General features: G+C 46.6%; 23 protein-coding genes. 8 read left to right on the top strand and 15 right to left on the bottom strand.

Going from position 1 to position 26,343, the window contains the following annotated elements; all coding sequences use genetic code 11:
• Positions 1–12: 12 nt before the first annotated feature.
• On the bottom strand, positions 13–1,644 hold the full coding sequence (locus HMPREF0240_RS05250) for a Na/Pi cotransporter family protein (RefSeq protein WP_009002403.1): 1,632 nt from the start codon (positions 1,642–1,644) through the stop codon (positions 13–15).
• Positions 1,645–1,867: 223 nt separating this feature from the next.
• Here HMPREF0240_RS05250 and HMPREF0240_RS05245 point away from each other — a divergent pair, with 223 nt between their 5' ends.
• Complete coding sequence (locus tag HMPREF0240_RS05245) at positions 1,868–2,515, top strand: phosphate propanoyltransferase (RefSeq protein ID WP_009002402.1); 648 nt, start codon at positions 1,868–1,870, stop codon at positions 2,513–2,515.
• A 76-nt stretch (positions 2,516–2,591) separates the two neighbouring features.
• Entirely contained in the window at positions 2,592–3,038 is a 447-nt protein-coding gene (locus HMPREF0240_RS05240) for a GatB/YqeY domain-containing protein (protein ID WP_009002401.1), read from the top strand.
• A gap of 349 nt (positions 3,039–3,387) precedes the next feature.
• Here HMPREF0240_RS05240 and HMPREF0240_RS05235 read toward each other — a convergent pair whose 3' ends face one another.
• From HMPREF0240_RS05235 to rhmD, 6 genes are all read right to left on the bottom strand, one after another.
• A complete protein-coding gene (locus HMPREF0240_RS05235) occupies positions 3,388–4,539 on the bottom strand; it encodes a zinc-binding dehydrogenase (protein ID WP_009002400.1) in 1,152 nt (383 codons plus the stop codon).
• Between the two features lie 13 nt (positions 4,540–4,552).
• Positions 4,553–5,059: a YhcH/YjgK/YiaL family protein gene (locus tag HMPREF0240_RS05230; RefSeq protein ID WP_009002399.1), complete on the bottom strand. Its 507-nt coding sequence runs from the start codon at positions 5,057–5,059 to the stop codon at positions 4,553–4,555.
• 64 nt (positions 5,060–5,123) lie between these two features.
• A complete protein-coding gene (locus HMPREF0240_RS05225; protein ID WP_009002398.1) occupies positions 5,124–6,020 on the bottom strand; it encodes a dihydrodipicolinate synthase family protein in 897 nt (298 codons plus the stop codon).
• A gap of 4 nt (positions 6,021–6,024) precedes the next feature.
• Positions 6,025–6,780, bottom strand: coding sequence for an IclR family transcriptional regulator (locus tag HMPREF0240_RS05220; protein WP_035312411.1), 756 nt, complete (start codon positions 6,778–6,780; stop codon positions 6,025–6,027).
• Between the two features lie 281 nt (positions 6,781–7,061).
• Positions 7,062–8,444 (bottom strand): GntP family permease, encoded by a 1,383-nt coding sequence (locus tag HMPREF0240_RS05215; protein WP_009002396.1) that lies wholly within the window; start codon positions 8,442–8,444, stop codon positions 7,062–7,064.
• Positions 8,445–8,471: 27 nt separating this feature from the next.
• Positions 8,472–9,665: an L-rhamnonate dehydratase gene (rhmD, locus tag HMPREF0240_RS05210; protein WP_009002395.1), complete on the bottom strand. Its 1,194-nt coding sequence runs from the start codon at positions 9,663–9,665 to the stop codon at positions 8,472–8,474.
• Between the two features lie 360 nt (positions 9,666–10,025).
• Here rhmD and HMPREF0240_RS05205 point away from each other — a divergent pair, with 360 nt between their 5' ends.
• From HMPREF0240_RS05205 to HMPREF0240_RS05195, 3 genes are all read left to right on the top strand, one after another.
• Positions 10,026–10,946 carry an AEC family transporter gene (locus HMPREF0240_RS05205; RefSeq protein ID WP_009002394.1) on the top strand — a complete coding sequence of 307 codons (921 nt, stop codon included), beginning with the start codon at positions 10,026–10,028 and terminating at the stop codon, positions 10,944–10,946.
• A 65-nt stretch (positions 10,947–11,011) separates the two neighbouring features.
• Complete coding sequence (locus HMPREF0240_RS05200; RefSeq protein WP_009002393.1) at positions 11,012–12,142, top strand: glycosyltransferase; 1,131 nt, start codon at positions 11,012–11,014, stop codon at positions 12,140–12,142.
• Positions 12,142–12,744: a glycerol-3-phosphate acyltransferase gene (locus HMPREF0240_RS05195; protein WP_009002392.1), complete on the top strand. Its 603-nt coding sequence runs from the start codon at positions 12,142–12,144 to the stop codon at positions 12,742–12,744. Before HMPREF0240_RS05200 ends, HMPREF0240_RS05195 begins: the two co-directional genes overlap by 1 nt.
• Before the next feature lie 160 nt (positions 12,745–12,904).
• On the opposite strand, the gene HMPREF0240_RS05190 is transcribed toward HMPREF0240_RS05195, so the two are convergent.
• The 7 genes from HMPREF0240_RS05190 to HMPREF0240_RS05155 form a co-directional block, all read right to left on the bottom strand.
• Positions 12,905–13,735 (bottom strand): carbohydrate ABC transporter permease, encoded by an 831-nt coding sequence (locus HMPREF0240_RS05190; protein ID WP_009002391.1) that lies wholly within the window; start codon positions 13,733–13,735, stop codon positions 12,905–12,907.
• Complete coding sequence (locus tag HMPREF0240_RS05185) at positions 13,732–14,598, bottom strand: sugar ABC transporter permease (protein WP_242833293.1); 867 nt, start codon at positions 14,596–14,598, stop codon at positions 13,732–13,734. Before HMPREF0240_RS05185 ends, HMPREF0240_RS05190 begins: the two co-directional genes overlap by 4 nt.
• 2 nt (positions 14,599–14,600) lie before the next feature.
• Positions 14,601–15,845 carry an extracellular solute-binding protein gene (locus HMPREF0240_RS05180; RefSeq protein WP_035312409.1) on the bottom strand — a complete coding sequence of 415 codons (1,245 nt, stop codon included), beginning with the start codon at positions 15,843–15,845 and terminating at the stop codon, positions 14,601–14,603.
• Between the two features lie 660 nt (positions 15,846–16,505).
• Positions 16,506–17,498 carry a J domain-containing protein gene (locus HMPREF0240_RS05170; RefSeq protein WP_035312407.1) on the bottom strand — a complete coding sequence of 331 codons (993 nt, stop codon included), beginning with the start codon at positions 17,496–17,498 and terminating at the stop codon, positions 16,506–16,508.
• A gap of 215 nt (positions 17,499–17,713) precedes the next feature.
• The gene (locus HMPREF0240_RS05165; protein ID WP_009002387.1) at positions 17,714–18,862 is read right to left on the bottom strand and encodes a ComEC/Rec2 family competence protein; all 1,149 of its coding nucleotides are present in this window, start codon (positions 18,860–18,862) and stop codon (positions 17,714–17,716) included.
• A gap of 161 nt (positions 18,863–19,023) precedes the next feature.
• Positions 19,024–19,656, bottom strand: coding sequence for a cytidylate kinase-like family protein (locus HMPREF0240_RS05160; protein WP_009002386.1), 633 nt, complete (start codon positions 19,654–19,656; stop codon positions 19,024–19,026).
• Positions 19,657–19,818: 162 nt separating this feature from the next.
• A complete protein-coding gene (locus HMPREF0240_RS05155; RefSeq protein ID WP_009002385.1) occupies positions 19,819–21,729 on the bottom strand; it encodes an EAL domain-containing protein in 1,911 nt (636 codons plus the stop codon).
• 230 nt (positions 21,730–21,959) lie between these two features.
• On the opposite strand from HMPREF0240_RS05155, the gene HMPREF0240_RS05150 reads away from it, so the two are divergent.
• A complete protein-coding gene (locus HMPREF0240_RS05150; RefSeq protein WP_009002384.1) occupies positions 21,960–22,856 on the top strand; it encodes a YitT family protein in 897 nt (298 codons plus the stop codon).
• Positions 22,857–23,105: 249 nt separating this feature from the next.
• Here the strand turns inward: HMPREF0240_RS05150 and HMPREF0240_RS05145 are convergent, their stop codons facing one another.
• A complete protein-coding gene (locus HMPREF0240_RS05145) occupies positions 23,106–24,491 on the bottom strand; it encodes an MATE family efflux transporter (RefSeq protein WP_009002383.1) in 1,386 nt (461 codons plus the stop codon).
• 687 nt (positions 24,492–25,178) lie between these two features.
• Between HMPREF0240_RS05145 and HMPREF0240_RS05140 the strand changes: the two genes are divergently transcribed.
• The gene (locus tag HMPREF0240_RS05140) at positions 25,179–26,045 is read left to right on the top strand and encodes an Rpn family recombination-promoting nuclease/putative transposase (RefSeq protein WP_050794479.1); all 867 of its coding nucleotides are present in this window, start codon (positions 25,179–25,181) and stop codon (positions 26,043–26,045) included.
• A gap of 155 nt (positions 26,046–26,200) precedes the next feature.
• The coding region (locus HMPREF0240_RS25285) for an HTH domain-containing protein (protein WP_347462560.1) at positions 26,201–26,343 on the top strand (143 nt) is incomplete at its 3' end.

Raw genomic sequence — 26,343 nt, 5'->3', positions numbered from 1 at the left:
TTCGTGCTCCTGTCAGTTTTCCATTTCTACATATTGTTCTGCTATGTTTTTAACATGATCACCGATTCTTTCGAAGTCTGTCAGGATCTCTGTGAATACAATTCCGCTCTGTGGACGGCATTTTCCTTTTTTCAGGCGCTGCATCTGCTTTTTAAAATATTTTTCTCTCGTATCATCAATCTTCTGCTCCATTGCTGCTGCCTGATTCATAATAATTGCGGGAAGATCTCCTTCCTGTCTGTTCAAAATGTGCAGGGCATCAAGGCACTGCTTTTTCATATTTTTCAGGTCGTCTTTGGCAATATCCGAAAATTCACCATTCCAGTCTTTCAGGTCTTTTGCATATCCGGCCAGGTTAACGGCATGGTCACCGATCCGCTCCAGGTTGCTTATGATCACGTAGTATCCATTGATCTGCCGCGAATCTGACATAGACATTTCATTTGCCATAAGCGATACAATATAACCGGCTATCTCCTGGTTCAGATAATCAATATAAGTCTCCCGCTCCCGGATTTTTTTCAGTTCTTTTTCGTCATATTTCATAAGAATATCATAGGAATGGGAAATATTTTTCTCTACCATTCCCAGCATTCTCCCCACTTCATTTTCCACCTGGGAAATTGCTACAGCACCCTGTCCAATCGCATATGAAGGTTCGAATCTGGTTATATACTTGAGCCTGTACTCTTCTTCCTCTTCTTTTTTGCTGTCAGGAAGGATCTTTACGGCCATACCCGCCATATACTCTCCGAACGGAAGCAGAATCAGAGTTGTCACTATATTAAATACCGTATGTACATTGGCAATCTGTGACACCGGGTTGCCCGGTGCCAGTGCCTCCATCCATAAAACAAAGGGCGTAAACATACAGACCAGGGTAAACAGCACCGAGCCAAATATATTAAACATCAGATGAATCACCGTTGTACGTTTTGCGTTTACTTTCATCCCAATAGAGGCCAGAACTGCAGTAATACATGTTCCAATATTCTGTCCGAACAGGATATAAACCGCGCTGGACAGCGGGATCATACCTGTCCCCGCCAGCGCCTGCAGGATTCCGACTGAGGCTGAGGAGGACTGTATGATTGCTGTAAATACGGCTCCTATCAGTATTCCCACAAGAGGGTTTTTAAATGTAGTCATGAACTGAATAAATGCCGGTGAGTTCTGCAGAGGCTCCATGGCATTTCCCATCATATCCATTCCCATAAAAAGGATACCAAGTCCCGCAAAAATACTGCTGATATGGTGTACCTTCTCATTTTTCACAAACATGATGGCTGCGACACCGCCTATTGCAAAAATCGGGGCAATGGCTCCAATATCAAGTGCGATCAGCTGGCCGGTAATGGTCGTGCCTATGTTTGCCCCCATAATAACCCAGACAGCCTGTTTTAACGTCATCAGGCCTGAGTTTACAAATCCGACTACCATTACGGTTGTGGCGGAAGACGATTGAATGACCGCAGTAATTCCGGCCCCCACCAATACACCTTTTACTCTGTTGGATGTCAGTTTTTCCAAAATTGATTTCATCCGGTTTCCTGCAGCAGCCTCCAGGCCGCTGCTCATCATCTGCATTCCATATAAGAAGAGCGCGAGCCCTCCCAGCAATGCAAGTATATCCTTAATACCCATCTCTCATGCTTCTCCTTTGCATACCAGAATTTTTACGCATTCTTAACACAGATTAACATGACCAAAAACACATGGTCAATCTGACCGGCCTGTTTCTTAGCACTTTCTTAATATCCATAAGCCTTACGGTAAATCCGGCAGGAAGATATTGAAAACCTCACTTTATTCTGCTAATATTTAATATGTACGAAATATAAAACACACGCAGGATGGAGAAGAACATATGAGCCTGAAAATTCCAATAGAAACTTCCGCCAGGCATATCCATGTCTCCCAGGAAGACTTTGAACAACTATTCGGTCCCGGCGCCCGTCTGAACTATACTAAGGAACTCAGCCAGCCCGGACAGTATGCATGTAAAGAAAGGCTGACAGTGATCGGTCCAAAAGGACGTTTCGAAAAGGTGATCGTACTCGGCCCGTTCCGCCCCGCAACCCAGGTAGAGATATCCGTTACAGATACCCGCCGGCTGGGCATACCGAGTGTCATCCGCCAGTCCGGGGATATTGCCGGCACGCCTGGCTGTACCCTGGTTGGCCCCCGCGGAAAAGTGGATCTGAAGGAAGGGGTGATCGTAGCCAAGCGGCACATCCACATGACCCCCATCGACGCCCTGAGGGCGCATGTCCATGACAATGATATTGTGTTCGTCATAACCACAAGCTATGAGCGTTCCCTCATCTTTTCCGATGTGGTCGTCCGGGTCAGCCCCAAATTCTCGCTTTCCATGCATGTGGATACAGACGAAGCCAATGCCTTCGCTAACGAGGACAACCCAACCGGCGTGATTTTAAAATTATTTGACGGGCATACTTATAATCTGCAGACATGGGCAGATGAACTGCAGTCCGGAATCAACAGAGGGGTCTGACCCCTTTGGCAAAGGGGTCAGACCCCCACGCAAATCCCACACAATTCTGACAATTGAAAAACGGAGGTATTTTAACATGAGTAAAATTGATGAAGTAAGAAGTGCTATGATGGCTGCTATGAAGGCCGGAGACAAGGAAAGAAAGGCGGCCCTCTCTTTTCTTTTATCTTCCCTGAAAAACAAGGCAATCGACAAACGCGCTGATTTAACGGAAGAGGAAGAAAGTCAGGTTATCCTGAAGGAGATCAAACAGACGAAGGAAACATTGGAAATGACTCCTGAAGACCGCACTGATATTATTGAGGAGTGCCAAAAACGTCTGGCTGTTCTGGAGGAATATGCTCCGCAGATGATGGGCGAAGAAGAGATCCGGGAAATCGTGAAGGGCGTGCTTGCTGATCTTGGAATCGAAGCTCCAACGGCAAAGGATAAGGGCAGGATCATGAAAGAACTCATGCCTAAAGTAAAAGGAAAGGCTGATGGAAAACTCGTAAGCACGATTGTGGCTTCCTTTATGGAGTAAGAGGGGCCGCCCGGGGGACCGGGACGTAGGGGATTTTCTGGGGCGGGCAAAAGACGTGAGATTTACTACAAGTCCAAAAAGTCCGATTGCAGGCAGCTTTGACATGCCATCCGAAATCTGATGATTTCGCATGTCAGGTCAAAGTAAAAATATGATTCGGAGATCATATTTTTAGCCTGCAATCGGCCTTTTTGGACTTTAAGTAAATCTAGCACATCTTTCTTGACGCCCCTGAAAATCCCATACGTCCCGGTCCCCCGGGCTTGGTGCATCCTGTCGGGAGGCGGGAGCGGTGGATCGGAACGAATTGGCGTCATGTTTCTGAAAGAGGAGCTGTATAGAAAAGACCTTATCTGTTGAATACAGCTATTGCTAAACCCTCGCCTCTTATGGCTGACCAGTGGGCCTCGTTGATTTCTTCGAGGCGGTAGCGGTGGGTGATGAGGCGGTAGAGGGGGATTTCTTTTTGGGCAGCTTTTTTCAGAAGTTCGAAGCATTCCTGGTAGTCGCGGGAGGTGTAGTATCTGCCTCCTGACGGCATGGAGTCTTCGTAGTGTCTTACGGCTGTTTTGGGCTTGCCGAGAACGTATTCCAGTTCGCATATGCTGCCGCTGTTTTTTGCAAAGCGTTTTGCTGTGCTGCGTCCAAGGGGCGATGCTGTGCATTGGAATACGGCATCTGCGAGGCTTCCGCCGAAGTATTTCTTTATCTTTTCCATCACGGCCTGGATGCCTTTTTTGTCACGGTAGTCTATGGTTTCTCTGGCACCGAACTCTCTGGCCTGTTTGAGGGAACCTTCTTCTCCGTCAATTGCTATGATGTTGTAGATGCCCATACAGTTTAGTATGGCTATGGCTGTCAGGCCTTTCAGACCGCAGCCAAGTACGATGACACGTTTTGAAGAATCCAGGTGTCCCAGCTTGGCGGTCCTCTGTACTGCACTGTTCACTGCAATCACTGTCTCCGTAAGCAGACGGGATTCCAGATCCAGATCATTCACCTGATAAATCTGATTGTCTGCACGGAGCACTACATAGTTGGAAAACCAGCCTGTGGGGCCTGCTCCGGTATTGCTGCGGTTTCCGCCGTAGGCGGATGCTGCCCCGCCGGCCCTTTTTACTGACGTCACTCGGTCACCAATCTTCAGGGGAACGCCCGCCGCATCCTGCAGGGAAGGGCTGCCCAGTTTCACAATCCGGCCGGTTCCCTGCTGTCCCAGAAGGGAAGCCTGTCCGACTCTTTTTTCTTTCATAAATTCTATGGTATCGGAAGGTGACACACAACAGCCTTCCACTTCAACCAGAATCTCTTTCGCTCCGATTTCCGGAAGCTTATATTCTTTCAGTTCATAACTTTCAGGAGACACCAGCACGGCACTCTTTCCCGTCTCATTGCCCGTGAATACCGGCATCCGCTCCAGGGTAAATGCTGTTCTGTTCTCTTTGTGTGTCCCGACTTCAGAGAGAACCTGTTTTACTATATCATCAATCTTTAAATCCATCTTCGTATCTCCTTTACCAGGACATTCGCCTGTGCTGCACTCCGCTTCTGCCTGTATTTACTCCGTGCAGCAGCTTGTCAATCCTGATCTTCACAACCACTTTCCGGTAGGAGGAAGGTACACTCTCATGACAGCAGGGCTTATGTCCGTCCGTTGGATAAACCAGATAAAACATCCCCGGCTTCATCTGAATTCTCTCCCCCTGCCCGGTTAACCATTCAATATCTGCTTCGGGATCATAGGCTGTCTTCACTGTCAGATCCGCTTTGTCAGCATATTCCCACATCTCAGAGCCTTCCAGAAGAATCTGCACGTCCAGATACTTGTCATGGGTTTCAAAATCCGCCTCTTCAAAACTCCTGGTCTGCCCCTCCTGAACAAATGCGAACCCTTTTCCAACCGGGTATCTGCCCGCCGGAAGGCGCTCCTTTTCCACACGTTCCACGAAACGTACTGCATCCCACAATTCAGGCACACACCGCTGATAATAGCGGAAATGTTCCAGTTTATCCATTATCATTTTTTGCTACCTCTCCAATCTATAAATAAGTGCCTTCGGCGGCCGCATCGCTATCTGCCTTTGCCTACAGCAGTTTCAGCTGTCTCATCTTGTTATATACATTGGCCTTAGCCTCTGCATCCAGGGAAAGAGCCGGCAGCCTCTCATGGCCATCCTGATTCAGTACCCGGTAATACATCGCCTGTTTACATGCCAAAAACAGCGGTGTGCTGTAACCATAGATATCCATAGCATTTACCATCTTATTAAACCAGAGGGCCGCTTCATTATAATCACCCCTCTTTGCACTCTGGTACGTGTTAACCGTAAACTCAGGAGCAAAATTGGCGGTTGCATTGATAAAACCATCCACACCGCAGACGAGAAGTCCCATCGCCTGGTTCTCATATGCAGAGAAAACAGAAAAATCAGGATTCACTTCCTTCACCTTCTGCATGGAAAGCACATGGTTAAAATCATTGATCGTATCTTTGATTCCCACAATATTCGGATTGTCCTTCACAAGCTTGGCCACCACATCCGCATTGAAGCAGTATCCGGTCAGATCCGGAAAATTGTATATTATAATAGGAAGAGAAGTGTGAGAAGCCACATATCCGAAATATGCCTCCACCATATCAGAGCTGTATACACTGAAATATGGATTAATCAGAAGTACACCGTCAGCGCCGGCGGCCTCCACATACTTCAAAAGCTCCATCGTATTCTCCAGGCAGGTATCACCGACACCTACAATCACATTCACACGCCCGTTGACGTGATCTATCATCGCCTTAATAAAATTCTTTTTCTCTTCTACCGTCATGATACTGAATTCTCCGGATGTTCCCAGATAAGCCAGTCCGTCCACGCCCTTAGAGATCAGGAAATCCGCCTGTCTCTTGCTCGCCTCAATGTCAATCTTACACTTCTCATCAAATATCGTGATGACAGGTGGATTCACGCCACACAGTTTCTTCATTCTATTATTCCTCCTTTTGATACCCAAGCTCTCTGGATAAGCTCTTTCCTGCTTTCAGCATCTCCTCTATGATTAATTCCTTCTTGTCCATCATGCGCTCTTTTGGGCCTGATACACTGATCGCAGCTATCATTCTATGGTAACCGTCGTACACCGGAACTGCCAGGCACCATAAGCCCTCTTCGATCTCCTGGTCATCTGTCGCATATCCCTGGAGACGGAATTCCTGCAGCTGCTTTCTCAGTTCTTCCACATTCTTTACTGTATTTTCCGTAAATGCAGTGAATTCCAGCCCAGTCATGATATCCCGGCTTTCCTCCGGCGGAAGAAACGAGAGAAATGCTTTTCCCAGACCAGTACAGTAGACCGGCTTTCTGGAACCAATCTGTGCATTTGTATTAATGGTCCGCTCACAGTTTTCCTTCGCTATATACACAATCTCTCCCTGCGAGAGGACTCCCAGGAAACATGTTTCACCCAGCGTCTGCATGAGACGCTTTAAATAAGGTGTTGCCATCCTGCCGATATCAAATCTGGATGCCGCAACTGCGCCAAGACTTACCAGCTTCCCTCCCAGTGAATACCGCTTCTGTTCATCCACCGCCAGGTAGCCGTTCTCCGCCATCGTCTGCAGAAGGGCTATCGTACTGCTTGGAGCATAATTCAGACAAGTGCTGATATCCTTATTCGTCAGCCCATCGGAGCTTCCTTCTAAAAGTTCGAAGATTTTCAAAACTCTTTCCGCCGATTTAACCGCCATATAATACACCTGCTCCTTTCATTTTCAAAGGGCGACTCCCCCCATTTTCAACATAAAATTACCTTACCACGCTCAACTTTTCTTGTCAACTTGGAAGAGCTGTGCAGAGCTTGCTGCCGATGCCATCTCTTCCTATTTAAATACAAATCTCCAATACAAAGTGCGCAAGCCCCTCACTCCTGAGGGGCCTGTACACTTCTGCATTCTGCCGCGGTCTTATCTGACGCGGCCCGGCAGATCAGTCTTACCGAATATTCATATCATACCTGATATATTTTGCACTAGATAAACAGGCATGAAATCAAACCTACTATAATAATCAGTATAATACCTACAACCGAAGCGATCGCCTGCCCCAAAGTATATGTTTTCAATCCGCCGGTAAAATTGAATCCTGTCATATTGGATACAATCCAGAATCCTGAGTCATTGACTGTCGCACCAAACAGAGCACCGTCCAGGCATGCCAGTGCGATAAATACCGGGTGAATTGCTACAGTCGCTGCCACGCTCTGCATAATTGCAAACGTAGTCAGTGAAGCTACTGTACCGGAACCTGTAATCTGTCTGAACAGCAGTCCCAGTATCCAGCCAATCAGCAGGATCACTACGATATTGTTGGAAATATTGGATACCATATTTTTAATCGCTTCACTCACACCTGATGCAGTGATTACAGCAGAGAATGAACCGCCCGCACCGGTAATCAGGAAAACAAGTCCCGCAGATTTCAGCGCTGTTGTAGCCACTTTTTCTGTCTTTTCCAGTCCCAGATATTTAATTGCAATTATCATACCTGCCAGTGTACCAAGAAGCATGGATGTTGTTTTCTGTCCCAGGAAATCAATCCAGGTCGGAACAGAATCCATCATAGCGCCCGCTACTGTATTCAAAAGAATAAAGATAATCGGAAGCAGGATCGGGAGCAGTGACACAAAGAATCCCGGCAGCTTATCCGGCAGAACCAGCTCATCTACATTCAGGCCGTTTCCGTTCTCATCTTTGTCTGCATTCCAGAGTCCTCTGTTCATTAAGAATCCGTGAATCTTGATAGCAATCAGAACCATAGGAATACCGAACAGCAGTCCGGCTGCGATCATGATGCCAAGGTCAAATCCAAAATACTCCGGTGCAACAAGCGGGTTCGGTGTCGGAGGAACCAGGGTATGTGCAACGCCTGCTCCGATGGAGATCGCACCTACAATATAGCCGATTCCCTTGTTCAGCTTTTTCATCAATGCCACACCGATCGGGATCAGAATGACGAATGTTACATCAAAAAATACAGGGATGGAAAGTACAAATCCGGCAAATCCTACCGCGTACATCGCCCATTTGTTTGGAAATACAGATACCAGTTTATCTGCGATCACGCTCGCACCGCCGGTATCACTCACAAACTGGCCAAGGATAATGCCAAGGCCGATCGGGAATCCGATACTTCCCAGCATGCTGCCGAAACCATTGTTAATAACATTTACCAGGCCGGTTGTTACCGCGCCGTCCGCGGCCGTGATATCCACCAGCGGTACTTTTGTCAGAACGCCAAGAAGCAGAGAGCCCAGGATCAGGGCGATCGCCGGATTCATCTTGGCCTTGATGATAAACAATACAACAACTGCGATTGAGATAACTAAACTTATAATTAAGAATGCTGTTGACATATTTCCCTCCTACATAAACGGCAGCTTTTACAGTCTTGTGCCTTTCTTCACTTCAATGAGTGTCTTATCCTTATTCAATTCCACACCGAATCCCGGCTTATCGCCTACTTTCAGCTTACCATTCACAGGCATCGGCTCATCCTTCAGCAGCGGATAGTACTGAGGTACTACCTTGTCAGCCTGAGGCGCCATCATCAGACACTCTGTAATCGGTGAATTCGTCTTAGTTGTAACATAATGATAACTATATGTACCGCTTCCGTGAGGAATTACCAGCTTGCCGTGTGCCTCAGCCATGTTGCCGATCTTGATCAGCTCTGTCATACCGCCGCACCAGCCAACATCCGGCTGAATTACATCCAGGTCGCAGTCCTCAATCAGCATACGGAATCCGAATTTGGACGCTTCATGTTCACCGCCCGTTACCATGATCTGGTTGCCTGCCGCTTTCTTCAGGTCACGGTATGCCCAGTAGTCATCCGGGTTGAAGCATTCTTCTATCCAGTTAAACTTCAAATCCGCGGAAGCCTGCATCAGACGTTTTGCATAGTACAGATCAAGTGCCATCCAGCAGTCCCACATCAGCAGGAAGTCATCCCCGCACTTTTCACGCATGTCGGCTGCCAGTTCGATGCTCTTCCTCAGGCCTTCCATTCCATCGTCCTGTCCGTAAACAAGCGGAATCTTGCCTCCGACAAATCCCATATCCTTTGCAAGATCCGGCCTTGGGCCTGTAGCGTAAAATGTAAGTTCCTCGCGTACTTTTCCTCCCAGCATTGCGTAAACGGGCTCTTCTCTCAGCTTTCCAAGCAGATCCCAGAGCGCCAGGTCAACCGCTGATATTGCATTCATAACCACGCCCTTACGTCCATAGTAAAGTGATGCGCGATACATCTGATCCCAGATGATCTCTATCTCATTGGCATCCTTGCCCACTACAAAACGGTCCAGATGATTCATAACCAGCCATGCTGCCGGATATCCGCCCGTCGTAATACCGAATCCAGTCACACCATTATCCGCCTCAACTTCCACCACAAGTGTCTTCAGCGCATTGATTCCAAAGCTGGATCTTGTCGCTTTATACTCTGGATAAATGCTCATAGGAGTTGCAATTTGTTTTACGATCCAGTGATCGTCGCTCTGATCGTGGTAATCAGCGCCGCCTCCCTCAACTACATAAGCACGGATTGCTGAAATCTTTCTTCCCATTAATGCCATAATAAGTACCTTCCTTTCTTTTCATTAAAATGACACAGTTCAAAATATACTCCGTTCCATTGATTCATATATGTGAATCAGATTCTCATTTCATAATTAGTTTATCATTTCTTTATAATTAAGTCAACATTCAACGTTTTTTTCCACACTATAGTCAAAAACCGCATTCTGTTTTTGTGCATAATGTACAATTCTCAAAATTCACCCCACTTTTACAGGATTGATTTTTAAACAATTATAAAGTATACTAATTGAGTTGTTAACTGACCATTAAGCATGCCGGTGATCTGTCTGCTTCGCTAAAACTTGGTATTGGCTGCCGGAGCTGGAATTTCTGTATGAGAGGGAAAAGAATCTGCTATGTTTCTATTAATTTTTAATCAATTGCTGAAAATGCTCATTATTATGGTTTTAGCTTTTGTCTGCTACAGACGGAAAATCGTAAACCAGGAAGGAAACAGATCCGTATCCAATCTGCTTCTCATGATTGTGAATCCCTGCCTGATTATTACGGTCTATCAGACAGACTATGATGCCAGGCTTGTCAAAGGGCTTCTGATTGCATTTGCAGCCGCTTTCGCAGCCCATGTCATCGCAATTATAATCGCACGTTTTTTGATTCCCGAAAAAAACAATCCAAATTATTATCTCGATCGTTTCGGCTCGATCTATTCCAACTGCGGATTTATCGGAATTCCGCTGATCTACAGTGTGCTGGGAAACGAAGGGGTTTTTTATCTCACAGCATATATGACCATGTTCAATCTGTTTACATGGACTCACGGCCTCAGCCTGCTGGAGAATAAGATTTCTTTCCGCCAGCTGAAGGAGGGGCTTCTCTCTCCTATGATCATTGCTACGTGTGCCGCCATGATTCTGTTTTTTACACAGTTGCGGATTCCTGCAACCGTTCTTGATTCTATGAATTATATTGCAGATATGAATACGCCTCTGGCCATGATGGTTGCCGGTTTTTCTGTCGCACAGGCCGACCTGAAAAAAATATTCAGCAACCTGCACATCTACTGGGTCAGCTTTCTGAAACTGATGGTGGTGCCTCTGGCAGTAACTGTATTCTTATTCCTGTTTCGGATTGACCACGACATTGCATATACGACATTAATCGCGGCGTCATGTCCTACAGCAACCACGATGACAATGATGGCTATTCGTTATAATAAAAACTATACATATGCCTCAGAAATTTTCGCATTTACCACTGTTTTATCTATGGTGACGATTCCTGTCGTCACATTTATTGCCGGATTTTTAATAAAATAGGAATAATAGGGAGAAATTGGATATCCTGTAAAGGAGACTAATCATCAGATTCAGAGAGAGTATTTATGAAGGTATTGATTTTATCATGTAACACAGGAGAAGGACATAATTATGCGGGGAAAGCACTTCAGGAGTGTATCCGCCTTCACGGAGACGAAGCGGATATGCTTGACATCATGCAGCTTGCCGGCAAACGTGTGTCCCGTCTCGTAGGCGGCGGGTATGTAACGATTGTTAAACATGCCCCCCGCTTTTTTCAGTTTTTATATAAACTTGGAGGTCTTGTCAGTTCTTCACACCGCAAGTCCCCCGTATATTATGCAAACGCCCTGCTTGCAAAACCTTTGAAGCGGTATCTGGAGGAACACGATTATGATGTCATAGCCACACCGCATCTGTTTCCGGCGGAGACACTTACCTACATGAAGCATAAGAAAATGCTGGCTCATAAAGTAGTGGCCGTTGAGACCGACTATACCTGCATTCCGTTCTGGGAAGAAACGGATTGCGATTACTATGTAATTCCCCACAAAGAGCTGAAGGAGGAATTTACTGCCAGAGGGCTGCCCGAACGCAGGCTGAAGCCTTACGGAATACCGGTCCGCCAGGCATTTTCAAATCCAAGGGTGCCAAAAGCGGCAAGGCAGATCTGCAATATACCGGACGATGCACATGTGTATCTCATCATAAGCGGCAGCATGGGTTTTGGAAAGATCCAGCTGTTCGTGGCGGAGCTGCTCAGGCGGATTCAGCCGGATGAATATATCATCGTCATCTGCGGCACAAACAAAAAATTATACTGCATCCTGAAAAGAGAGTTTGGCAGAGCTTCCAATGTCAGAATTGTAGGTTATACTGAGCATATAGCCGCCTATATGGATGCAAGCGATGTACTCTTTACAAAGCCCGGCGGGCTGACCACCACAGAGGCGGCTGTAAAGGGAGTTCCACTCGTCCATACAACGCCCATTCCCGGCTGCGAAACAAGGAATCGTGAATTTTTCCTGGCCCGCGGACTTTCCGTAACCTCAGATAAATTCTATGGTCAGATTGCCGCTGGTCAGAGCCTGCTTCGGGATCCCCGACGCAGGGAGGCCATGCGTGCCTCACAGGCCTCAGTGATTCCAGGTGACGCAGCATTTCGAACCTATAAACTCCTGCGCCGTATCTGCAGAAAGTCCGGAGGTGAAGTGTAATGTATTATCTTTTCATACTGCTCGGATATCTTTCCGGCAGCGTACTGTATGCCCTGCTGATCCCGGGATTTCTCTGCAGAGTTGATGTCAGGACAGCCGGCAGTGACGGGAACCCCGGTGCTTTTAACGCTTTTAAGCTGGCCGGGAAAAAAGTGGGTTCCCTTGTCCTTTTGCTGGAACTGGCAAAAGGTTTTGTTCCTGTTTTTGCTGCTGCACATATACTGGACATCCGCAACCCGCTCTTTGGTTTTATACTGGCCGCTCCCGTTATCGGCCACGCTTTTCCGTTCCTGCAGGTATCTAAAGGGGGCAAGGCGATCGCCGTTTCCTTCGGATGTCTGCTGGGTCTTTTGCCCAACCTGTATCCCGTACTGCTGCTGGCGTTTTTTTATCTGTTATTTACCCTGGTGATAGTGATACACCCTCATCTCCTGCGCAGCATTATAACGTACCTCTGTTTCAGCATCACCAGTATACGGCATCTCTGCAGCCCGTCTCTTCGTTTTGGTACACTGCTGATTTCATCTATCGTGATTCTGAAACATGTTCTGAAATATAAAAAAGAACCAGTCAGCATCCGCTTTATCCAGCGCAGCCGTTAACGTACCACTGCATACCATTAGGCAGGCCGACGCTTCCCGTTTCCTGTGTCTTTTCCTCTGCCGCTGCCCAGCAGCTCATGGTGCGCCGCCTGATACGCAATTCCTTCCTTGTCCGGTACCCACGAAGGGCTTACGGCTGTTCCTTCATTTCGCGTCCCCTCTACTCCTTAACCGCCCCGCCCATCATTCCCGATATGAGGAACCGTCGAAGCCCCAGTGCCAGCACCGCCGGAGGCACCACTGCACAGATCCCCGCCGCCGCTGTAATTCCATACTGAACAGCATCCTTTGTCATAAACTCCGAAGTGACAACCGCGACAGGCTTTGTCGCCAGGGACGATGCCAGAATCAGAGGAATCTGGAACTGGCTCCAGGTATTCAAAAACAGAATCAAAGCCGCTGATACAACCACCGGTCCGGAAGCCGGAAGGATAATCCGCAAAAACGCCCGCATTCTTCCGCAGCCATCCACCAGCGCCGCCTCCTCCAGTTCTTTCGGAATCGTGGCAAAATAATTAGATATAAGCCATGTTGTCACAGGAAGCAGTGCGCTCACATATATAACACTCAGCCAGAAAATATTGTCCAGCAGTTGATAATCTGCATATATTCTATAAATCGGTATAATCGTTGCCATGACAGGTATCACCATCGTGATCAGCAGCATATTTTTGATCAGCTTTCTCCCTTGAAACTCCATCCTTGCCAAAGCATAGGCAGACAGAAGCGCAGCCGGCATTCCCAGCAGAAGCGTCAGCGCCACGGCCTTCAGAGAATTCAACATCCCTGTAAAAAACAACTGTCCCTGCCGCCCCCCGCCCAGCAGTATCTTATAGTTATTCCAGGTAATCTGCTCTGGCAAAAGGCTGGATGATTTTCCAAACATCCCATACTCAGGAGTCACAGAAATCAAAAATCCCCAGACAAAAGGTCCGACTGTACAGATTAGAAACAGAATCATAAAGATCCAGTATCCTTTTTTTATTTTCATCCGTACATCACCTCCCTGTTCAGACTGCGTAAATAGAAGATACCAAGAATGCCCGCAAGCAGCATGACCAGATAAGTAATAGCGCTTCCTTTTCCGAAATCAAGGAAGGAAAATGTCGTCAGGTAGCTCTCGACAACAATATTCTTACCCAGGTCCCCCATGCCGGACAGTGCCACGATTTCGTCAAATACGTTCACTGCCGTTACCGATGTGCTGGTGATCCCGATTCCTACAAACGGCAGCATCAGCGGAACCGTAATTTTCCGGAAAATCTGAAAACTGCTGCCCCCATCGATTCTCGCCGCCTCATACAGGCTTCCCGGCAGCGCTTTTCTTCCTGCCAGACACACCAGTGCCATAAAAGGAATGCTCCGCCATGTTACCACAAGCGCAACTGCCAAAAGCAGGAGCCATCGAGAAGAAAGCCACTCCACAGGCTGATCCGTTACGTGCAGCGTGATCAGCAGTTTGTTAAGGAATCCATACCCCGAGCTCATGATAAACTTCCACAGTACCCCATTGACATAGGGCGGAAGCGCCCACGGCAGGACTGCTGCAGCCAGCATCAATCCGGATACCCGGGATTCTACATTCAGAAAAAGCGCCACCGCTATACTGATGATTGTAGTAAACAAAACAACCACCGCAAGGAGAAACAGCGTATTCTGCAGGCTGTACCAGAAGGAAGGCAACTTTAATACACTGACATAATTGCCCAGACCCACAAATGAAATGTCACCGGGCGCGGTCAGCTTCCATTTTTTCAGACTATATGAAAATGTTTCAATCACCGGATAAAATACCAAGACACCCATGATAATCATCATGGGCGCCAGTAATAGATATGGTAATGCTTTTTTCATCATTATTTTCCTGCCAGTTCCGTTATCTTACCGTCCATCTCTGCAAAGGCCTCCTCAGAAGTCAGTTCCCCGAGGGCCATCTTATTCACCGCATTGTAAATAGCATTGCTCATCTCCGAATAATAAGAAGGCACACCATTCGGGAACGGAGAAGAAATCCGCTTAGCCTCCTCCAGCATAGCACCGGAATCAGTAATCGTACCATCGCTTATCAGCTCCTCCAATACGGTATTGTGAGTAGGGATCGCGCTGTTTGTCTTATATAATTCTTTCTGCATCTTTGGAGAAGTATACCACTTCACAAATGTCTCTGCATCTTCCTTATTTTTAGAAAACTTTGTAATGCCAATCGCCTCAGGAAGCGCCATGGTATGCTCAGAATTCCCGATCTTCCCCGGCACCAGAATCGACTCTATCTGCCCCACAACACTACATTCTTCGCTGTTGCTGCTTCTGGCTACAAACGATGTCGGCCCCGTCATAAAACCGGCATCCCCTGACAGAAGCCTCCGATATGCATCCATGCCGGATGACGTTTTATCGGAAGGGTCAATCAGTTCCTCCTGCAGCATCTTCTCCTCATAGTTCAGCGCCGCCAGCACGGAGTCCCGATTCAGCGTTCCATCCCCATTAAACACAACGCCGTTCATTGTATAAGCCAGCCAGATCAGTGATGTAGTGGCAGCTTCCTCCGCATTCAAAGGGATTGCAAAAGGATAATCCACCACCTTTGCTTCTTTCAGTATTTTTGCATTTTCATAAACCTCATCCCAGGTCTTTGGAGGCGACTGAATTCCTGCTTCCTTATATTGCACTGTATTATAGTAGGAGAGCCGGTAATCATTGGCATAGGGAACAGCCAGCGTTTTACCCTCTACTGTAAATGTATCCAGTGTAGGCATATCTGCTTTTTCTTCCTCAGGCAGCTCGATCTCCTCCAGCCAGTCCGCAGCATAGAACTCGCCCACCCAGGACCAGTCCACTTCCACCACGTCCGCAGCCGAAGAACCGCCGGAAGCAGCGATTGCAATCTTATCCCTGATATCATCCCAGCTCACCTCATTAATCACCACATCAATCCCGGTTTCTTCTGTAAACTCCGCCAGCAGTTCATCATTGGGCACTCCCCAGTCCGGTATCATAAAAGTAATCTGCCGGCTCCCTTCATTCTCTTCCTTCGCACCGCATCCGGCCATCATCCCCATAGTCAGCCCCAGGCACAACACAACACTGATTACTTTCTTCATAACCTTCTCCTCCTTAGTAGTACCATGTTCTTTCAAACTTTTTACTCTTTCCCGTAATAAAAAAAATATACTGCCCTGTACAAAACACAGCAAACAACATAATTCGACATTTTCTATATGATACCACTAACAAACCAGAGGTTACAACACCTTTTCGCAGAAACGAGAAACTCTGAAAAGGGGATAACTGAAAGGGGGAACACTGTACGGAAGCACTGCAGGGGGGTTGCGTGGACTGTTACACCGCAATGTCGCCCGCGCAGCCAGTCGCATCCGCCTATCCCGTCCGAAATTCCTCCCGGGATTTGACCTCCACCCGCCTGGATGCACATAGCCTGATTGAAGCCCGGATCCCCGATGAAGACAGGAGGCGGGAGGCTGGCGGGAAAGTATCTTCAGTTTCCGGGGGCTTCAAGCGTGTGATTAGAAACACTTACAGCAAAACAGGAGAATCTTATGGCCAAATCTTGATTCTCAAAATCAAGATTTGAGGCGGCTGAGCTGAGAAAGCATCAGGCTTTCTCAGTGAATCCGCCTGCAGCCATAAGATTCTCCTGTTTTGCTGTTAGTGTTTCTTCACAAAGCGTCCGCCCCCGGAAACTGAAGATACTTTCCCGCCAGCCTCCCGCCTCCTGTCTTCATCGGGGATCCAGGCTTCAATCAGGCGTACCTCCTCCCCCCACGCTCCACAGTCTCAAACTCCCGCAATTTCTCTTTTGCTTCGCTGCTTAAGTTTTGCGGCACTTGTATCTGTACGCTTACATACTGGTCTCCGTGCACCTCCGGATTTTTCATGGAAACGACTCCTTTGCCCCTGAGACGTATCTTTGTCCCCGACTGTGTTCCTTCCCTGATCTTGCACAGGACGTTCCCGTAAAGTGTCTCTACCGTGACTTCCCCGCCGAATACAGCGGTTGTAAATGGGATGGAAACGGTTGTATAAATATCCATTCCCTTTCTTTCGAATCCGGCTTTACTGCCGGCTTTTATCTTCAGAAACAGATCTCCGGGCTGGCCGCCGCCGGATCCCGGCGCACCTTTACCGCGCAGTCTGATGCTCTTTCCGGTTTCAATACCGGCGGGTATGTGAACCTGAAGGGACTGCACGGATGTATCTGCGGCATTCTGATTCTGCAGATTGATGATCTTATCACATCCAAATACCGCCTCGTCAAAGCTGACCGAAACTTCCGCATGCAGGTCTGCTCCTTTTCTGCGAAATGTCTTTCTGCCGCCATAGCTGCCTCCGCCGAATCCATTGCCGGTGAAATTCTGATATTCGAATCCGCCTGAACCTCCTCTGCTGAACATATCGCCGAAAATGCCGCCGAATATATCATCCATATTGCCGTTTTCAAAGTGATACGCTCTCTGCCCACTGTTCTGACGGCTGTACGCTTTTGCTGCGTCCGCATCAAAACCACCTTCGAAAGCCGTATGGCCGAACTCGTCATATAATTTACGTTTTTCCTGATCGCTTAATACTGTATATGCTTCTGTTACCTCCTTAAAGCTCTGTTCCGCCTGGATATTGCCGGAATTTGTATCTGGATGGTACTTTTTGGCGAGCTTGCGGTACGCCTTTTTTATCGTGTTCTCGTCTGCACCTTTGTCAATTCCCAGAATCTCATAATAATCTCTTTTTGCAGCCAATGTCATCACCTCCTGGTCTTTCCTGCTGGCTTTTTTCTGTAGCTTTCTCTTTTAATCCATTTTACATTTATCTGATATAAAAGCTCCAGGCTAATCAAAAAACATCCCCGAAATTGCTTCCGGGGAAAACATGCTGTCCTGCAATAAAATTATTGTTAAGGATCGTTTGTTCTACTTGTAATATAACACACAACTATCAAGCTGTCAAGAAAAATTTACAGTGTCCCCAGACAGTTTTTACAAGGACTGTACCCCTCCTTTTCCAGCTCCTGGATTGCCTTATCCGTTTCTGCCTTATTCTTGTCCGCCATCTTTTTTACACTGCTGCAGGATGGCCGGTGGATTTTCATTGTATTCGTATTTAAAATATATCCTTCGGAGTTCTTTGTCCCCGCTGCGTTTTTTTCAGATTTCTTCTGTACATTGTCAGAATCGCTGCTGTCCCCATCTCCGCGGGTACCTTTAGGCTCTCCCGCCTTCCAGCTTTCATCCGGTGACATGTTCCAGGTAATCTTCTTTCCGTCGGATACAGCCACAATGGTCCCCTGTGCATCCGTCCGGAATACCTTAATCCCTTCGCGGCGCAGCAGATTCAAAACCTCTGCATGAGGATGGCCGTAAGAATTGTCCTCCCCGCAGCTGATAACGGCGTATTGTGGATCCACCTTCTCCAGAAATTCCTCTGATGTCCCCGTTTTGCTTCCATGGTGGCTTACCTTATACACATCTGCACCGATTTCCTGGTTACTTTTCAACATTTCTTTCTCGGAATCCTCCTCGGCATCCCCGACAAATAAAAACGTATTGTTTCCATACTGCAGCCGGACCGAAATGGAATAATCATTGGCGCTGTCAAACTTTTTATCAGCCGGAGCTGTCACGGTAAACACAGCATCCCCCAGCTGATAGGTGTCCCCCACGGAGGGGTAAACTGCTTTATAGTTTTTTGTGTTCATGGTATCTTCCACTTCTTCAAAGGTCTTCGTATTCTTCCGGTAATCCGGAAGCAGCACTTTTTGACAGTCAAATTTATATATGATTACATCCAGGCCGCCGATATGGTCGGCATCCGGATGTGTTCCTATAACATAATCCAACTTTTTAATTCCCTGCTTCTGCAGATAGCTCTGGACTGCTGTACCCTTATTGTTATTCCCCGCATCTATCAGCATAGCGTGCCCATCCGTCATGATCAGTGTAGCATCTCCCTGCCCCACATCCATAAAATGGACTTCCAGCCGGTCACTGCCTCCCGCTGTTTTTGCTGCACTGGTCTGCTGAACTCCTGCCATCCATCCAAAAACCACCAGAAAAACCGGCAGAAATGCGGCCAGTAACCTTTTCTTCCAATATCCTCTGTTCATAAATCCATCCCCTTATTCTATTCGGTCTGTTTCGGTATCCCCATCCATAAATCCGGCCTCATATACAAAGGAGACTCTGCCATATCAGACAGAATCTCCTGCTCTGCATATATCTTAACTCAAATTCGCCGAGGGAATCAATTTCTTTCCATGTTTCTTCATCACTTTCTGCCTTCCCAGGTTTTATAAATTGCTTCCATCGCATCCACAACCCCGTCTACACCCAGCAGACTGGCATTGAACAGCATCTCGTGTGATTCACTGCTGCCCCATTCACGTCCGGTGTGCATTTCATAATAAAGCCTGCGCTCCTTATCTACTTTCTTGATCTTATCCCACGCCTGTCTCTCAGTCAGCTTATAAATATTCATAATTCTCCGGATTCTGTCATCCTTAAAGGCATGTATAAAAATGTTGATACAGTTCGTATAATCTCCAAGCACATAGTCCGCGCACCTGCCCACGAAAATACAGGAGCTCCGGGACGCCAGCTTCTTAATGATCTCCGTCTGCGTCTCATACATCCGGTCGCTTAAAGGCACCCCGTATACTTCCTGTCCCATAAACGCTGTGTAATCCCCGGTACCGACTACATAAGCGGATAAAAATCTTCCCAGTATGGTCTCGTCTACCCGGGATGCCTCCTCATCGCTCACCTTCAGCTCTTTGGCCGCCATCCGGATCAGATTGTGGTCATAAAGCGGGATATCCAGCCGCTCAGCAAGACGGTTCCCAATCTCATGCCCGCCGCTTCCAAACTGTCTGCCAATGGTTATAATCGTGTGATCTGTCATATAATCAACTCCTCATCTCTGACATTGAAACGCCGCCTCATTGTTAACTATATTATACTCCATTGTACCGGAACAGTTCAATCTTTATCAATTATTTCCAGTATAAATTAAACTGTAACGTTACCATACACACATGCTGATGTGCACAGTATCGCCGTTTTTTCACATAAACTCTTCTGCAAAAACCTCCTGCGGCAGAGGACGGCTGTAATAGTAGCCCTGAATCCGGTCCACTCCTATTCTATGGAGCTGTTCCGCCTGGGATGCATCCTCCACACCTTCCACAACGACACTGTTTCCAAAGCTGTGAAAAAGTTCTGTCAGCATCCGGACCATCTTCTCAGAATCCGGATTTTCCGGGAATCCTTTCAGAAGGCTTTTATCCAGCTTCACACATTCAAACGGAAATTCCAGAACGCTGGCAAGGTTGGAGTAGCCTGTACCAAAATCATCCAGATAGAATCTGATGCCTGCATGATTCATTTCCTTCATTACATGTTTCATGTACTCCATATCCTGAAGCAGCACCCTCTCTGTTACTTCTATTTTAATTCTGTCCGGACTCAAATGGTGCCGGTTAAGACACTCCTGGATTCTCCCGGATATTTTTATATCAGCAAACTGCTGCATGGAAAGGTTCACAGATATGCTCTCTATTTTATCGGTTTCATTCTGTTCCAGAAATGAGCACACCTCCTCCAGAACGATCCAGCTCAGTTCGTCAATCAGCCCCGACTCCTCTGCAATAGGAATAAATCTGGATGGCGGAAGGGGATTGCCTTCATAGTCATTCAGCCTCAGCAGCGCCTCGGCCGACCGCACGCCCACTCCCAGATGGTACACTGGCTGATACCAGACTCTAAACCGCTTCTGTTCTACGGACCGCTGCATAATTTCCAGAATCCGCTTTTCCTCTTTGTATTCTTTCAGTAACTCTTCTGTAAAATGTATACTGACTCCCGGCTTTTCCTTCGCTTTTCGCAGCCCGTAGTCCAGATATTCCATCATCTGTGAAGGGGTACATTCCCCTCCCTGGTATTCCAGATACATAAACGCCGTGCGCACATGAGTGTGAATATTCCCCACACTCCAGGTCTCATCACAGCGCTCTTTCACTGTGCGGAAATTAATTGCGGCCTGTTCCTGTGATTGCAAAGGAATGAGCATTGCAAAATCTACATTTCCAAAACGGAACACTTCTCCCCCCGGGATCAGCCGGCCCAGCTCTGTTGCAACCGCATAGAGAATCTCATCCCCTTTCTGATGCCCGTAATTCTGATTGACGATGTCATACTGACGCAGAGACAGCAGAATCAGCTGAAACTCCTGCTCCCCGGCCAGCCGCAGCGTAAGGTGTTCATAAAAACTCTCCCGGTTTCCCACCATCGTCAGATAATCGCGTCTCAATGCCCTGTTCTGAAAAGCAATAAACAGGATTAGATTGGCAACTGCCATAGCCGTTTCATTTAATATAATCTCGGGAAAAAGCACTTGAAAAACACATAATAGAATGGTAACCGGAGGGATCGTACAGATCACTCTCACCATCGATTTACTGACACTTGGACGGTTTTTCAGAAAACATATGTATATCATGCATATTTCCGCTGCCACCGCTGCATATCCAAGACCGTTCCACGTCCCCCTATGGTAGATACCTGCACTGTCAAAATAAAATATGATGCCGGACTTTATATTCCACAGCACAGCTGCCAGATACAGTACATTTACGGCAATCAATCCTGTAAATACACGTCTCAGACAGTACTTCTCATAAACATGCTCCAGCATCATGATAAATACAAACGCCGACACCATAGAGCAAACCACCACGATCATCATGAAATAAATACTGTTCATAAGTACGTTCAGCCAGCGCGGCACCTTATCCGATTGCCGGATCAGTATCACACACAGAACATTTAAGCCGATACAATGCATGGACATCCAGAGACAACTCCGATACAGCTTGTCTTTGGTATTGATTACCGGCCGTTTTTCATGAAAATACAGCATAAGAATAACAATGACTATAAAAGCCCAGAATTCTCCCGCGAGAGACCATTTTATCATAAAAACACCCCATAAACTTTCTGTAAATAAAGATAATTATAGCACGATTTTTTTCTATATTAAACCATTACTTTCCTGCCTTTTATAAGGAAATCTCTTTATAATGTTTATTTATACGCTCATAATGAACTATTATAAGTTTTTGTCATATCTTGTCTTGTATTGCCGAAATCAAAGTGCTAGAATATATACACATTAGCAACTTTATCGCTTTAGTGGGGGAAAATAAAATGGCATTTTTTAATTCTTTAAGCGAGCAGCAGAAACAGCGACTGTTCGGCATGGGCAATGCAACTGCGGGCTCTATCTTGTTTGCATTTGGACTGAATGTATTTATCATACCGCTTTCACTGTATAATGGCGGCTTTATGGGAATTTCCCAGCTGATCCGGACTTTTGTCATAAAAGTACTACCCTTTTCTCTCGGACAGACAGATATTGCCGGTATTATTTATTTTCTGATCAATCTGCCCCTGATATATATGGCGTGGAGTAAGATGGGCAAGGCTTTTTTTGTGCGCTCCATTATAACAATTATTATACAGACAGCGGCGCTCACCTTTATCCCCATTCCATCCAGACCGATCATTGACGATTACCTGACTGCCTGTGTCATCGGCGGCATTATCGCGGGGACCGGTTCGGGCATGATTCTCCGCGGAGGAAGTTCGGGCGGCGGGCAGGATATCCTTGGAATCTACTTTTCCAAAAAGTTTCCCGGATTCAGTGTAGGCAAGGTTTCCATTATCATTAACTGCTTTGTGTATGGCATCTGCCTCATGCTGTTTAACATTGAAATCGTGATTTATTCTCTGATTTACGGGGTTGTATATTCCATAGCCTGCGATAGAGTACATATTCAGAACATCAATATGAGCGTCATGATATTTACGAAAAAACTGGGCATCTCCCGCGCCATTATCGACCAAACCGGACGCGGAGTTACCAACTGGGACGGTGCCGGCGCCTATACTAACCAGACCTCCTATATTCTGTTTGTGGTAATTTCAAAATATGAGGTCAATCAGTTAAAACGAATTGTACGGAGCATCGATCCCAATGCATTTATGATATTTACAGAGGGATGCTCGGTATGCGGCAACTTTGAGAAGAGGCTGTACCCCTGATCACTGAGGCCGGTTCACACTTTCTTCTGCCCGATTCAGTAGATCTGTCTGCCGGAAAATTCCCCCAGGCAGGTTCTTTCAAACTAATTTTGCAGTTTTCTTTTGTATACATTATTCTGCAGCTTGCTGCAGATCCGCCCGCAGGGCATGAGTTACGGTGTGCCCTGGGGTATGAGATTTTCTCCATAAAAATCCCCGGAGCAGTTCACGCTGTCCCGGGGGTTTTTTATTTTTTCCATTTGATATTTTTTACGCTGCCTCTGATTCAGCCTCCTGACTCATCCTGCCGTTTTCCCTCTTATTCAATCCAGCCGACAGCCGCCGCATAGTCAGGAAATATGCTACAGCCAGAGGTATGCACGCGCCAACCCATGCCAGCGGACTTGCCCAGCATGCTCCGGCAAAGCCGACAGCCGCAGTCAAAAAGACGGCTGCAAATGTTCTCATAATCAATTCCATAACACCGGCTACCGTCGGCATAAATCCTTTTCCCAGACCCTGAAGTGTAAACCTGAAGATGTACAGCAACGCCAGCACAAAATACATTGCCCCATTAATCTGCAGGTAGGTCTGCGCCATAGACTGCACCGCCCGTTCTCCGTCTCCCACAAAGAACCCGGCCATCTGATAACCTGCAAAGACATTTACAAGCCCTACAGCAATACTGAAACCGACAGAGATCAGGCAGCACTGCAGCACCCCTTTTTTTATCCTGCCAATTTCCCCGGCTCCGTAATTCTGGGCCGCGTAAGTAGCCATGGTGGTGCCAAAAGAATTCATGGGCTGTCCGGCAATCTGGTCAATCCTCTGCGCAGCTGAAAATGCTGCCACTGCAGCAGAGCCGAGCCCGTTTAGTACAAACTGCAGTACCACCGCCCCGATGGCAATAATTGACATCTGGAATCCCATCGGCATTGATATCTTAAAGTGCTGTTTCATATCCCATCCGGATACCTTCCAGTCGTCCTTCGACAGGTGCAGAATCGGCAGCTTCTTTTTGATATACCACAGACAGAGAAGTCCAGACACCATCTGAGAGATAATGGTCGCCCAGGCCGCACCAGCTACCCCCATTCCCGCTCCGAGTATCAGTCCGAAATCCAGTACTATGTTCAGGATACACGCGATAACCAGGAATAAAAGTGGCGTCCTGCTGTCCCCTAGAGCCCGGATAATATTGGACAGAAAATTAAATAGCATGCAAGCTATAATTCCCCAGAATATTACAATAATATAGTCATATGCACCGTCTATTATTTCCATCGGCGTATTCATCAATTCCAGAATCTGTCTGGCCAGAGGTACGGAAACCGCTGTAAGCACAACTGTCACTCCAAGGCTGATCCACGCCCCCGCCGCTACACTTCTTCTGACCCCCTCCTCATCTTTTGCCCCGAACCGCTGTGCCGTAATAATCGCCAGACCCGTGCTTACTCCCATTGCAAACCCCAGGATCAGAAAGTTGATGCTTCCGGTACACCCCACCGCTGCCAGTGCATCCACACCCAGGGTTCTGCCCACAATCAAAGTATCTACCATGCTATATAATTGCTGAAAGATATTTCCAATCAGCAAAGGAATCGTAAACATCACAATCAGTTTCGCCGGGCTGCCTTCTGTCATTTTTTTCGTCATATCTATACCTCCTGTCTTTTTCTAAACATGTTCTATTATAATCATTAACTGTAAAAGCAGAATGTAGTTTCTTGTACAATGAATGTAGTATTTTGCTCGAAACAGGATATGGGTATGAGTTGTTTTGGGAATGGCGGGTATGGGGACGCCGGGCGGAGGAGGCGGATGGGGCTGGCTTTGCGGGGATGGTATCTTACTTGTATGAATTTTATAGGTGTTATTGTTGCCAGACTGCAATGCCATTTTGTTATTTTTGCCTGCCATACGCTCACGAGGCTAAAGCTCGTGAGCTAAATCATATTGTTAATATAGGGAGCGTGTATTTGGGGGATCTCAGTTAGTCTTTTTTAATTTATAGATATTTTATTTGTAAGGGGATCACGAATATGGTAAGGTGAATGTACCCCGGAAGAGTCGTGTGGGGGCATTTCAAACATTCTTTATATTCAATGATATATGGGATCATCGATCTCGTTCTTTTTGGCAGATTCGCCGGATTATTCAATGTTTGGAAAAGATTACAGCATACAGGGAAGGCTCTGAGTTTATGTTCTTAGGGTTGGAGTATGGCTAAACCGAAAAAAACTATGTAAAAATGCAGGTAGGTGATACGTATTGGAAGAGTGATGCTTGTCGATGGGCACAATTGTTTTCACTTTATAAAATCTGACAAGGAGAAAATTGAATATGGGGAAAAATAATGTGTATATGAAACACTGGCTTTCTGATAAGGACCGTTTTGCTGATTTAATAAACGGTTCTCTTTATCAGGGAAGACAGGTCTTTACGGCGGAAAATATGTCGGTGGAAGATGGAGAACAGGGGCTGGTTCTTAGGAAAACCGATGGGAAAGAGATTGCGGTTCAGAGATACCGCGACATTATGATGAAAGCGGATGACGGCACCAGGATTGTAGTGCTGGCGTGTGAGAATCAGGATGAGATTCATTATGCCATGCCTGTGCGGGAGATGCTGTACGATGCCTTGAGTTATGTGGATCAGGTCAATGCCCTGCGGAAAAATCACCGGGGTAAAAAAGATATGAAAGGATGGGCCGAATTCCTTTCCGGTATGAAGAAGATGGACTTATTATCACCTGTCCTTAATATTGTTTTTTATTATGGCGAAGACGAATGGGACGGAAATCTGGATCTGCATGGGCTTCTGGGGCTGGATCGGATAGATTACCGGATGCTGAAGAAGTATGTGCCGAATTACAGGATAAATTTGATAGATCCTAAGAAGCTGGAAAATCTCGAGTGTTTTCAAACTGATTTACAGATCATTTTCGGCATGTTAAAATATAGAAAAAATAAAGAGGGCATGAAAAACTATGTGCAGAATAACAGGACATTTTTTGCACAGGTTAATCAGGATACTTATAATGCCGTTCGTGCGATGCTGGGATCAGGGCAGCATCTGAAAACGGTGAATGCGAAAGAGGGAGGAACCGTGAATATGTGTAAAGCATTAGAAGATTTGTATCAGGATGGCGTGGAAGAAGGAATCGAAAAAGGACTGGAAAAGGGAATTGAAACGGGAATCATCGTATAATGTACCCATAGATGTGGACACATTAAGAAGAAGGGTTCCCTAAAAATGGACACTAAAAAGAAGGCATAAAACCTTAAAAGTGGACAGTGTAAAGAAGGGGTTCTTTATCTCTGATAGATGTTGATATATAATAAACACATCTAAAGGAGAATGATATGCGAGAATACACCCCAAAAGAAATGAAAGAATTAATAAAAAATCCATATACACTGAAAGTAACGAAGTTTAAGCTGAGCCATACTGCAAAATTTAAGGAGGATTTTTGGATTAGCTATCAGGCTGGAAATACCCCCAAAAA

This window comes from Clostridium sp. D5 (assembly GCF_000190355.1).
GTDB classification, from domain to species: domain Bacteria; phylum Bacillota; class Clostridia; order Lachnospirales; family Lachnospiraceae; genus Faecalicatena; species Faecalicatena fissicatena_A.
Note: the sequence above shows the minus strand (reverse complement) of the source record. Positions and strands in the feature narration are given on the sequence as shown.